Genomic DNA, 11224 nt, shown 5'->3' on the forward strand with positions numbered 1-11224 from the left:
ACCCTCCGCCACTGGTTTGCGTCAAGGGTCGAAGGCACGTTACACGCGTCAACTCTCCATACTTGAGGGGAAGTTGTGGTGACTCGGCGCTGGTGGAAGCGGGTCGCCGGCAATGATCTGTGGCGTACGCCATGGCGCCGCTCCACCGCGCACCGCACCATGGCAGGACACCCCGCCGCCGAGAAGAGACCGGCTGGCGAGTCGACAGCCCGAATCCGGGTACTCCCAGGGGCAAGCCGGACGCTGGGACGCTAAAGTCGGCGACTACCACCCCGCCGCCGGCCGGACGATCGAGGTACGCAGCGTGTCGGTACTGGTTCTGATTCTCGCCGTGAGTGCTGCCTGTTGCCTGGGCTTCGGCTTCGTGCTCCAGCAGAACGCGGCCCGTCAGGCCCCGCTGAGCGACTTCCTCTCCCCCCGGCTGCTCCTCGACCTGATGAAGGTGCCGCGCTGGCTCGGCGGCATCGGACTGATGGTGGCCGGCATGGTGCTGGGCGCGATCGCGCTCGGCCGCGGCGAGATCTCCCTGGTCGAGCCCTTGCTCGCCACGAACCTGCTGTTCGCCCTCGCCCTGTCCCGCAAGCAGACCAAGCAGCCGCTGGGCCGGCAGGGCTGGGCGGGGCTCGTGCTGCTGGCGGGCGGTGTGACCGCATTCATCGTCGCGGGCGAGCCACGCGGCGGTACGGCGGTCATCGACCCATTCCGCCACTGGCTGATCATCGGCGCCATGGTCGGCCTCGCCCTGCTGCTCACCACCTACGCCAAGCGCTCCCGCCTCAGCGCGGGCCCGGTTCTGCTGGCCCTCGCGGCCGGGCTGCTGTACGGCGTCCAGGACGCCCTCACCCGGGTCAGCGGGCAGCGCTTCTCCGAGGGCGGCCTCGCCGAGCTGCTGACCGGCTGGCAGCCGTACGCCGTGCTGGCCCTCGGGGTCACCGGGCTCGTCCTGGTGCAGAGCGCGTTCGAGACGGCGCCGTTGCGGATGTCGCTGCCCGCGCTGACCGCGGCCCAGCCGCTCGCCGGGATCGTGTGCGGGGTGGGCTTCCTGGGCGACCGGCTGCGCACCGACACCGGGGCGCTGACGTGGGAGGCGGTGGGACTGGCGGCCGTCGTGACGGGGATCGTGCTGCTGGGGATGCATCCCGCGATGCCCAGCGGAGCCGACCGGTCGGAACCCGCGCGGGACCTCCAGCCGAGCTGAGGGGCGGGGCGTTCGCCGGGGGGCCGCGCGGTCGCGGAGTCGGGTGCGCGTCGGTACCCGCCCGTACCGGGGCCGGCCCAGGTGGGGCCTGCTTGGATGGGGGCATGAGCGCTGCTGACGAGATCCTCGACATCGTCGACGAGCACGACAACGTCGTCGCCCGGTCCCCGCGCGGCGAGGCCTACGACCGGGGCCTGCGTCATCGCTGTGTCTTCATCCAGGCCAGGGACGCCGAGGGCCGTCTCTTCGTGCACCGCCGCACGTCCACCAAGCTGGTCTTCCCCTCCCTCCACGACATGTTCGTCGGCGGAGTCGTCGGCGCGGGCGAGTCCTACGACGACGCGGCCCTGCGCGAGGCCGAGGAGGAACTCGGGGTGACGGGCCTGCCCCGCCCGACGTACCTCTTCAAGTTCCTGTACGACGACGGCGCCGGCCGGACCTGGTGGTCCGCGGTCTACGAGGTCCGCTGCGACCTCCCGGTCAGCCCCCAGGTGGAGGAGGTCGCCTGGCACGACTTCCTGACCGAGGACGAGGTGGAGCTGCGCCTGCGGGACTGGGAGTGGGTGCCGGACGGGCTGGCGGCCTACGAGCGGCTCAGGGCGTACCGGTCGATGGGCTGACCTCCGAGAGCGCCACCGTGACGCGGAGCCCGCCGTCACGTCGTGGGACCACGGAGAGCGTCCCGTCGTGGGCGCGGGTGATCGTCTTCACGATGGCCAGGCCGAGCCCCACGCCCGCGTGGTCGGTGTGCACGCGCTCGGTGCCGCGCTGGAACGGTTCGGTGAGCGTGGCGACCAGCGCCGGGGGGAGCCGGTCGCCGGTGTTCTCGACCGTGAGCACCGCCGCCCCGGGGCGGCGGCCGGTCGTCACCCGAACGGCACCTCCCTCGGGCAGGTTGTGGACGATCGCGTTGTGCACGAGGTTCGTCGTGAGCTGGAGCAGGAGCGCCTGGGACCCGCCGGCGGGGGCGGCGGTCCCGCCGGTCTCGACGGTGACGCCGTGCTTCTCCGCCAGGGGCAGCAGTTCCTCGGCAGCCTCCTCCGCGAGCAGGGAGAGGTCGACGGGCTCCCGGGTGAAGGAGCCCTGGTTGACGCGGCTGAGCAGGAGCAGCGCCTCCGTGAGGTCGATCGCCCGGGCGTTGACGGAGTGCAGGCGTGCGATGACCTCACCGGTGTCGGCGTGCGGGTCGGCACGGGCCACGTCGAGCAGGGCCTTGGAGATGGCGAGCGGGGTGCGCAACTCGTGCGAGGCGTTGGCCGCGAACCTCTGCTGCTCGGCGACATGCGCCTCCAGCCGGGCGAGCATCGCGTCGAAGGCGTCGGCGAGCTCGCGGAACTCGTCCCTGCGCCCCGGCAGCAGGATCCGGTGCGAGAGCGATCCGTGGGTGGCGAGGCGGGTGGCCTCGGTGATGCGGGTCAGCGGGGCGAGCATGCGGCCGGCGAGGATCCAGCCGCCCACGAGGCCGAACACCAGCAGGAACGCCAGCACCGCGGCCGCCCTCGGGGCGAAGACCTCCAGAAGGGCCGACCGGATGGGAAAGACACCGCCCGAGGGCCGGTCGTCGGGGTTGTAGAGCATCGCGCGGTCGGGCACGTACCGCAGCAGGAACAGCCACACCGCGGCCAGCAGCAGGAGCCCGGCGACCATGAGGAACCCGGCGTAACTGAGTGTGAGCTTGAGGCGGACGCTCACCCCGGGCTGCCTGTCCACGATCGCCTCCTCGTACTCGATGGTCGGCCTTGACCGTGGGCCTCGACTCGCCTGGACCGAACCTCGACCGCCGGCGCACGCATGCTCCCGATGCTACGAAGCGACGCATATCGCCGGCGTATCGAAATGCGCATACGTCGCCGCAACATCGCACCCCGTTGACTGGCCGCAGGTGAGCGGCAGCGAGCAAGGACGGACGGCGACGATGACGCACGTGGACACGGTGGAGACCGGACAGGACGGCGACCGCCGCCAGGGCACCGGCCCCGGGCCCCGGCATTCCGGAATCCGCCGGGCGGTCCTTCTGCTCGCCCGCCCCGAGCCCTGGCGGCGCGGCCCGGTGCTCACCGCGTCGGCCCTGCTGCTCGGCCTGCTGATGCTGCTGCACGGGAGCGTCCCGAACGGCATCGGGCACCTCGGCAGTCTGGTGGAGACCTTCCTGCCGTGGTTCGGCCTGTTCGTGCCGGTGCTGCTGGCCGGGGCGCTGCTGCGCCGCTCCGCCGCCGCGGTGGCCGCGCTGCTGCTGCCGGTGACGGTGTGGCTGAGCCTCTTCGGCGGGCTGCTCGGCGACAGGTCCCACTCCGGCTCCGGCCTGCTCACCCTGGTCAGCCACAACGTCGGAGCCGACAACCCCGACCCGGCGGCCACCGCCCGCGCTCTCGCCGCCTCCGGAGCGGACGTGCTGGCGCTGGAGGAGATCACCCCCGAGGCCGCGGGCACGTACGAGAGGGAACTGGCGGGGACGTACCGGTTCCATGCCGTGCTGGGCACGGTCGGAGTGTGGAGCAGCCGGCCGCTGTCGGACACCCGGCCGGTCGACATCGAGATGGACTACGGGCCGCTCGCGGCCACCAAGCCCTTCGACCCGGCCTCGACGCGCGCGCTGCGCACCACCGTGGACACGGTCCGGGGGCCGCTGGTGGTGTACGTGGCCCATCTGGCGTCGGTGCGGGTGACCCCCCGGGACGGCTTCGGTACGGCCCAGCGGGACCGGGGCGTGCAGGCGATCGGCCGGGCCGTCGCCGCCGAGCGGGACGAGCGGGTGGTGCTGCTCGGCGACCTGAACGGCACCCTGGACGACCGTGCGTTCGGCGGGCTCACCGCGCGCCTGACCTCGGCCCAGGACGCGGCGGGGGACGGCTTCGGCCTCACCTGGCCGGCCGGGTTCCCGCTGGCGCGGATCGACCAGATCCTGGTCAGGGGGGTGCGGCCGGAGAGTTCCTGGGTCCTGCCGGCCACGGGCAGCGACCATCTGCCGGTCGCGGCGGAGATCAGCTGGTGAACACCGGCAATGCCCTCTGGGTGGCGTCAGAGCCCCTTGGGCACCGGCGACTCCCTTCGACCGCAGGCCCGATAGTCTCGTGCGCGTGATCGATTTCGCACGGAACGTCCGCGCCTGGTTCGCCCCCGAGGAGGTCCGGCGGGAGGGCACCACCCCCGACTACCGGTTCTCGCTGGCGAACGAACGCACCTTCCTGGCCTGGCTGCGTACCGCGCTCGCGCTGATCGGCGGCGGCTTCGCGGTGGACCAGTTCCTGCCGGACCTGCGCTGGGCGTGGCGGGTCGGGCTGGCGCTCGCGCTGCTCGCGGCGGGCGTGCTGTGCTCGTTGCGGGCGGTCAACCACTGGGTGCGGTGCGAGCGGGCGATGCGACGGGGCGAGGACCTGCCGGTCTCGCGTTTCCCGGCGTTGCTGAGTCTCGTGGTCGCCGTGGTGGCCGTGGCCATGGTCTTCGTGGTGCTCGTCGGGTGGGAGGGATGAGCGAGAGCGCCACCGCGGACCGCGATCCGGGGCTCCAGCCCGAACGCACCCGGCTCGCCTGGCGCCGTACGACCCTCTCGGGCACCGTCGCGGCGGTGCTCGCCGTGAAGACGGCCCTGCACGGCGGCCCCTCCCCCGGCGCGCTCGTCGTCTGTGCCCTGTGCTGCGCGCTGTGGGTCGGCTTCCTGCGGCTCGCGCAGCGCCGCATCCACACCCTGGCCTCGTCCGGCGCCCCGCCGTCCCTGACTCCACGAACCGCCACGGCAGCGGTCCTGTGCGCGGTGGCGATGGCGGTCTGCGGGGCGGCCCTGCTGTTCTGACCGGCGCCGGGTCCCCCACTCCCACGAGTCGGTCTTGCCGCAGGCCCGCTACGGCGGCTCTTCGACGGCACCCCGCCCCGCCGGCGCACCCGGCCGGGGCCGCGGCAGCCGCACGCGTGAGACCCGTCCGCCCGAGAGCGCCTGCGTACGCCGGCGCCTCCGTACGACCGCCTCACCGCACCCTCGCGCCACGCACCCCGAATATCCCGATATGCACCCCGCTCATGGCACCCTGTCCGACGCCAACACCCGTCGCTTCGAAGGTGAGCACCATGACCGTCCTCCACCACGAACACGCCTCCCACGCCCACGTCCACGGCCCGGGCTGCGGGCACACCGAGGTGCCGCACGAGGATCACGTCGACTACGCGCACGACGGGCACCTGCACCGCGAGCACCAGGGGCACTGGGACGAGTGCGAGCCCGGTGGGCACGTCCCGCACGAGGGGCACGAGCACCGGCACGGCCAGGACTGCGGGCACGAGAGCGTGCTGCACGGCGATCACGTGGACTACCTCCACGACGGCCACCGGCACGCCGCCCACGAGGGCCACTGGGACGATCACTGACGCGGCCTGAAGCCATCTGCCGACAGCTCCCCGCCCACCCCGCGGGGAGCTGTCGGCCTATCGTGGGGCGGATCACGTTCACCGTTCCCTCTGGACGACATACCGACCAGTCGGCATGATGGTGCGTACCCGTTCACACGCGCGTAAGGAGCCCTGATGAGTCCCGACCATCCGCCAGGCCTCGATCTCGACCGGCTGCGCGGCCTGCTCGACCGCGAGCGGCCCGGCCTGGCGCAGGGCCCTCTGACCGGCCGGCTGATCGAGGGCGGACGGTCGAACCTGACGTACGCGGTGTCGGACGGCGTCACGCAGTGGGTCGTACGACGGCCCCCGCTCGGCCATGTCCTCGCCACCGCGCACGACATGAAGCGCGAGCACCGGGTCATCAGCGCCCTGCACCCGACGAACGTGCCCGTGCCGCGCCCGGTGCTGCTCTGCGAGGACGAGGCGGTGCTCGGGTCGCCGTTCTACGTCATGGAGTTCGTCGAGGGCACCCCGTACCGCACCGCCGACCAGCTCCTCCCGCTCGGCGCCGAACGCACCCGCGACGCCGTGCTGTCCCTCGTCGACACCCTCGTCGAGCTGCACGCGGTGGACCCGGCGGAGGTCGGGCTCGCCGACTTCGGGCGCCCGGAGGGCTTCCTGGACCGCCAACTGCGCCGCTGGGGCAAGCAGCTCGACGCCTCCCGCAACCGCGACCTGGCCGGCATCGACGAGCTGCACGCGACGCTCGGCCGACGCCTGCCCCCGTCCCCCGCGGCCACGGTGGTGCACGGCGACTACCGGCTCGACAACGTCCTGATGGGCGACGACGACCGCATCAAGGCCATCCTCGACTGGGAGATGTCCACCCTCGGGGACCCGCTCACCGACCTCGGCCTGCTGGTGATGTACAGCCTGCCGCTGGGCATGCCCGACTCCCCGGTCTCCACGACCGCCGAGGCCCCGGGCCACCCGGACCCCGCCGAACTGGTCGCGCGCTACGCCGAGCGCTCGGGCCGGGACGTCTCGGCGGTGTCCTGGTACACGGCGTTCGCCTGGTTCAAGCTCGCCGTGATCCTGGAGGGCATCCACTACCGCTACACCCGGGGCCAGACGGTCGGCCGCGGTTTCGACCGCATCGGCGACCTGGTCCCCGTCTTCATCCAGCACGGTCTCACGACGCTTCAGGAAGGCTGACCGGACATGGACTTCGCGTTCGACGCGCGCACCGAGGAACTGCGCGCCAAGCTGCTCGCCTTCATGGACGAGTACGTCTACCCCGCCGAGGAGGTCGCGGAGGAGCAGCGCGCCCGGCTGGCCTCGCCGTGGGACACCCCGGCCGTGGTGGAGGAGCTGAAGGCCGAGGCCCGTCGCCAGGGGCTGTGGAACCTCTTCCTGCCCGACTCCGAGTACGGCGCCGGGCTGACCAACCTCCAGTACGCCCCGCTCGCCGAGATCACCGGCCGCTCCCCGCAGCTCGCGCCGACCGCGCTGAACTGCGCCGCGCCGGACACCGGCAACATGGAGGTGCTGAGCCAGTTCGGCGACGAGCGGCAGAAGAAGCAGTGGCTGGAGCCGCTGCTGGCCGGTGAGATCCGGTCGGCCTTCGCGATGACCGAGCCGGAGGTCGCGTCCTCGGACGCCACCAACATCACCACGTACATCGAGCGGTCCCCGGAAGGCACAGACGAGTACGTCGTCACCGGCCGCAAGTGGTACATCTCCGGGGCGATGAACCCGGACTGCAAGATCTTCATCGTGATGGGCAAGACCGACCCGGACGGCGCGGACATCCGCCGCCAGCAGTCCATGATCCTGGTCCCCCGGGACACCCCCGGCGTCACGGTCCGGCGCGCGATGCGGGTCTTCGGCTACGAGGACCACTACCACGGCGGCCACGCCGAGGTGGTCTTCGACCACGCGCGCGTGCCCGCCTCGAACCTGATCGGCGAGGTGGGCAGCGGGTTTGCCATCGCCCAGGCCCGCCTGGGCCCGGGCCGGATCCACCACTGCATGCGGCTGATCGGCATGGCCGAGCGGGCGATCGAGCTGATGTGCCGGCGGGCCGTCTCCCGCACGGCCTTCGGCAAGGCCCTGGCCCAGCAGGGCGTGGTCCACAACTGGATCGCCGACGCGCGCGTGACCGTCGAGCAGCTGCGTCTGCTGGTCCTGAAGACGGCCTGGCTGATGGACACCGTCGGCAACCGGGGCGCCCACACCGAGATCCAGTCGATCAAGATCGCCACGCCCCGCGCGGTCGTCGACATCATCGACCGGGCCATCCAGCTGCACGGCGCGGGCGGCGTCAGCCAGGACTTCCCGCTGGCCGAGCTGTACGCCGGTGCCCGCACCCTGATGATCGCGGACGGCCCGGACGAGGTGCACCAGCGCTCGCTGGCCCGCCAGGAGCTGAAGAAGTACCTGTAGGGGAGGTACCTGTAAGGCAGTTACGGCCGCAGAGCCCGCAGCAGCAGGTCGGCCAGGTGGTCGGCCACCTCCTGCGGGCTCATCGGGCCGTCGGGGCGGTACCAGGTGGACAGGTGGTGGACCGAGCCGAAGTGGTAGTCCACGACGAGGTCGGCCGGGGTCGCCGTCGAGAAGACGCCCGCCTCCTGGCCCTCCTCGATGAGCGCGCGGAAGCGCTCGTGGTACTTGCGGCGCTCGGCCCGCACCTGCTTGTTCTTCTCCGGGCTCAGGTGGTGCATCGAGCGGAAGAAGATCATCGCGTCGTCGAGGTTCTCGATCGTGGTGACCACGACGTCCGCGGCGGCGGCCCGCAGCCGCTTCTCGATCGGCTCGTCGGCGTTCGCGAGCGCGTCCAGGCGTTCCTGCTGGACGCGCAGCACGCGCGCGTACACCTCGTGCAGGAGGTCGTCCTTGGAGCCGAAGTAGTGGTACAGCGCTCCCTTGGTGACGCCGGCCGCCTCGACGATCTCCTGCACGGAGGTCCGGTCGTAGCCCTGCTCGGCGAAGAGCCGGGTGGCGGCGGCCAGCAGCCGCTGCGGGACGGGCGTACCGTCTCCGTCCGTCGTCCTGGGCACTGTGCCGCCACCTGCCTTCCGAGAGGTCATTCGCCGTTGTGCGGTCGGGAACGGAGTTCCCGACGGAGGATCTTGCCACTGGCCGTCTTCGGCAACTCGGGCAGGATCTCCACCTGTCGCGGGTATTTGTAGGCCGCCAGTCTCTCCTTGCAGTACACGGCGAGCGCATCGGGGTCGGTTTCGGCACCCGGACGGAGGCTGATGTACGCCTTGACGGTCTCGCCGCGGTACCCGTCGGGCACTCCGACCACGGCCGCCTCGCGCACCGCCGGATGCGTGTACAGCACGTCCTCGACCTCGCGCGGCCACACCTTGAAGCCGGACGCGTTGATCATGTCCTTCTTGCGGTCGACGACGTACAGCCAGCCCTCGGGGTCCATGAACCCGATGTCCCCGGTGCGCAGTTCGCCGTCCGGGAAGGTCTCGGCGGTGGCGTCCGGCCGCCGCCAGTAGCCGGGCACCACCTGCGGCCCGCGCACGACGATCTCGCCCTGTTCCCCGAAGGGCACCTCGGCGCCCTGGTCGTCGACGATCCGTACGACGGTGTCGGGCCCCGGCACGCCCACGGCGAGCGTCCCGGACACCGGGTCGACGGGCGCCTCCCGCTCGGGCGGCACGGACGCGCAGGGCGCGGAGCACTCGGTCAGCCCGTAGCCGTTGCGGATGTACGGCCCGTAGGCGGCCCGGAACTTCTCGACCAGGGCGGGCGGCAGCGGGGCGCCGCCCGAGGAGATGTTGACGAAGGACGAGAAGTGCTCGCGGGTGACGTCCGGGTGGGCGGCCAGGGCCATGAACGCGGTCGAGGGGCCGACCGTGTAGTGCGGCCGGTGCTCGGCGAAGGCCTCCAGGACCACGCCCGCCTCGAAGCGGTACGTCAGCACGAGGGTGCCCACGCTGGTCAGACTCGCCCCGAGCTGGCAGACCATGCCGGTGATGTGGAACAGCGGCGCCAGGGCGTAGTACACCGGCGCCTCGGGCAGGCCGAGCCCGGTCCGCTGCCGCTCGGCGTTGTACATGATGTTGCCGTGCGTGTTGGTGGCGCCCTTGGGGGTGCCGCTGGTGCCCGAGGTGTAGCTGATCAGCGCGATGTCAAAGGGCGTGACGTCCCGTCCCTCGGGCGCCTTGTGCCCGGCGCGCGCGACCGCGACCAGGTCGTCGGCGTCCTCCGCCTGCGGCAGCCGCTCGAAGGTGAGCACGCGCGCGTCCCCACGGGTCTGGAAGTCCAGCTCGCAGCCGGTGAGCACGATCCGCACCGGCGAGCCGGCCGCCGTCTCGCGCAGGTACGACTCCCAGGCCCGGTCGGAGCAGATCAGCGCGGCCACCTCGCCGTCCCGCAGGACATGGCCGACCTCCCCCGACTTGTACATGGGGTTGACGGGCACGACGATCGCGCCGGCCTTCCAGGCGCCGAGCAGCGCGAGCACGAACAGCGGCGAGTTCTGGAGCAGGATCGCCACCCGGTCGCCGCGCTCCAGGCCGCGGGCGGCGAGGTGCCCGGCGACGGAGTCGCTGAGCTCGTCGACCTCGCGGTAGCCGAGCCGTCCGTCGAAGTAGGCGAGGAAGGGCCGCTCCGGCGCCTCGGCGGCGGCCCGGCGCAGGGAGTGCACCAGCGAGTCGTCGGGCTCGATCGGGCCGCGCTGGGCCTCGCTGAGCAGGTCGAGCCAGGGCTTGGCCGCATAGCGGGACTCGCTCATCGGACCTCCTCCCACTTGCGCTGGAGGTGGTTCATGCCGGACAGCCAGCGGTCGGGCTCGGTGGCCCGCGCCTGGTAGTACCCGGCGACCTCGGGGTGCGGCAGGATCAGGAAACGGTCCTCCTCGATCCCCCGGAACAGCGCGTCGGCCACGTCCTCCGGCTCGACGGCGGTCGGCCTGAGGACCAGGTCCCCGGCGGTCCCGGTGGCGGCGAGCATGTCGGTGCGCACGCCCTGCGGGCAGATCGCGTGCACCTTGATCCCCCGGTGCCGGTACGTCAGCGACAGGTACTCGGCGAAGGCGTACGCCCCGTGCTTGGTGACGGCGTAGGGGGCGGCCCCGATCATGGTGAGCAGCCCGGCGGCCGAGACGGTCGACACGAACCGCCCGCTGCCGCGCTCCAGCCAGCCGGGAAGCAGCGCGTGGGCGGCCCGTACGTGGGCCATGACGTTCACGTCCCAGGACGTGGCCCATCCGGTCTCGTCGAGCGGCTCGTCGGCGTTCCCGCCCCCGAAGGCGACACCGGCGTTGGCGCAGTAGACGTCGACGACGCCGTCCAGGGCGTCACGGGCCTCGGCGACGACGGACGAGGCGTCCCCGGCGACGGCGATCCCGCCGACCTCCTCGGCGACGGCCTTGGCCCGCCCGGCGTCGAGGTCGTTGACGACGACCCGGGCCCCCTCCGCAGCGAACCGCCGCGCGAGCGCGGCCCCGATGCCACCTCCCGCCCCGGTCACGATCACTCCGGCACCCTGCAGGGCTTCCACCATCGGTCTCCTTCGACTCCGGCTCGACTGCAGGCCCAGACTAACCGGTCGGTATGTAGGAAGGAAGGGTGACCGCCCGGCCTTCAGGGGCGCGGGGAACCGCGCGCGACAGGCCACATGCAGCCCGTGGCCTCCCCACAGCCGGCGGGAGCGCATACGGTCCCTTCATGCGCCTCTCCAGAC

The 11224-nt window shown here is 72.2% G+C and carries 12 protein-coding genes; 8 read left to right on the forward strand and 4 right to left on the reverse strand.

Going from position 1 to position 11224, the window contains the following annotated elements:
* Positions 1-304 precede the first annotated feature (304 nt).
* Positions 305-1198, forward strand: a complete 894-nt coding sequence (locus EHS43_RS25085) for a DMT family transporter (protein WP_125193023.1) — start codon at positions 305-307, stop codon at positions 1196-1198.
* Positions 1199-1302: 104 nt separating this feature from the next.
* Entirely contained in the window at positions 1303-1818 is a 516-nt protein-coding gene (locus tag EHS43_RS25090; RefSeq protein WP_125193024.1) for an NUDIX hydrolase, read from the forward strand.
* Here EHS43_RS25090 and EHS43_RS25095 read toward each other — a convergent pair.
* Complete coding sequence (locus EHS43_RS25095) at positions 1793-2890, reverse strand: HAMP domain-containing sensor histidine kinase (protein WP_125193034.1); 1098 nt, start codon at positions 2888-2890, stop codon at positions 1793-1795. The genes EHS43_RS25090 and EHS43_RS25095 overlap by 26 nt on opposite strands.
* Before the next feature lie 223 nt (positions 2891-3113).
* Between EHS43_RS25095 and EHS43_RS25100 the strand changes: the two genes are divergently transcribed.
* The 6 genes from EHS43_RS25100 (at position 3114) to EHS43_RS25125 (ending at position 7966) form a co-directional block, all read left to right on the forward strand.
* A complete protein-coding gene (locus tag EHS43_RS25100) occupies positions 3114-4190 on the forward strand; it encodes an endonuclease/exonuclease/phosphatase family protein (RefSeq protein ID WP_125193025.1) in 1077 nt (358 codons plus the stop codon).
* A gap of 85 nt (positions 4191-4275) precedes the next feature.
* Positions 4276-4668: a YidH family protein gene (locus tag EHS43_RS25105; protein WP_125193026.1), complete on the forward strand. Its 393-nt coding sequence runs from the start codon at positions 4276-4278 to the stop codon at positions 4666-4668.
* Positions 4665-4988, forward strand: coding sequence for a DUF202 domain-containing protein (locus EHS43_RS25110; protein WP_125193027.1), 324 nt, complete (start codon positions 4665-4667; stop codon positions 4986-4988). The genes EHS43_RS25105 and EHS43_RS25110 overlap by 4 nt, the downstream gene beginning before the upstream one ends.
* Positions 4989-5260: 272 nt before the next feature.
* Positions 5261-5557 carry a hypothetical protein gene (locus tag EHS43_RS25115; protein ID WP_125193028.1) on the forward strand — a complete coding sequence of 99 codons (297 nt, stop codon included), beginning with the start codon at positions 5261-5263 and terminating at the stop codon, positions 5555-5557.
* Between the two features lie 156 nt (positions 5558-5713).
* Positions 5714-6736 (forward strand): phosphotransferase family protein, encoded by a 1023-nt coding sequence (locus EHS43_RS25120; protein ID WP_125193029.1) that lies wholly within the window; start codon positions 5714-5716, stop codon positions 6734-6736.
* A 6-nt stretch (positions 6737-6742) separates the two neighbouring features.
* Entirely contained in the window at positions 6743-7966 is a 1224-nt protein-coding gene (locus EHS43_RS25125) for an acyl-CoA dehydrogenase family protein (RefSeq protein WP_125193030.1), read from the forward strand.
* Positions 7967-7986: 20 nt separating this feature from the next.
* On the opposite strand, the gene EHS43_RS25130 is transcribed toward EHS43_RS25125, so the two are convergent.
* From EHS43_RS25130 to EHS43_RS25140, 3 genes are read right to left on the reverse strand one after another with little or no spacing between them, the layout of a single operon-like run.
* On the reverse strand, positions 7987-8580 hold the full coding sequence (locus tag EHS43_RS25130) for a TetR/AcrR family transcriptional regulator (RefSeq protein ID WP_125193031.1): 594 nt from the start codon (positions 8578-8580) through the stop codon (positions 7987-7989).
* 26 nt (positions 8581-8606) lie between these two features.
* Positions 8607-10274, reverse strand: coding sequence for a class I adenylate-forming enzyme family protein (locus EHS43_RS25135; RefSeq protein ID WP_125193032.1), 1668 nt, complete (start codon positions 10272-10274; stop codon positions 8607-8609).
* Positions 10271-11044, reverse strand: a complete 774-nt coding sequence (locus tag EHS43_RS25140; RefSeq protein ID WP_125193033.1) for an SDR family oxidoreductase — start codon at positions 11042-11044, stop codon at positions 10271-10273. Before EHS43_RS25140 ends, EHS43_RS25135 begins: the two co-directional genes overlap by 4 nt.
* Positions 11045-11224: the final 180 nt, after the last annotated feature.

Source organism: Streptomyces sp. RP5T, from assembly GCF_003933965.1.
Classification (GTDB): domain Bacteria; phylum Actinomycetota; class Actinomycetes; order Streptomycetales; family Streptomycetaceae; genus Streptomyces.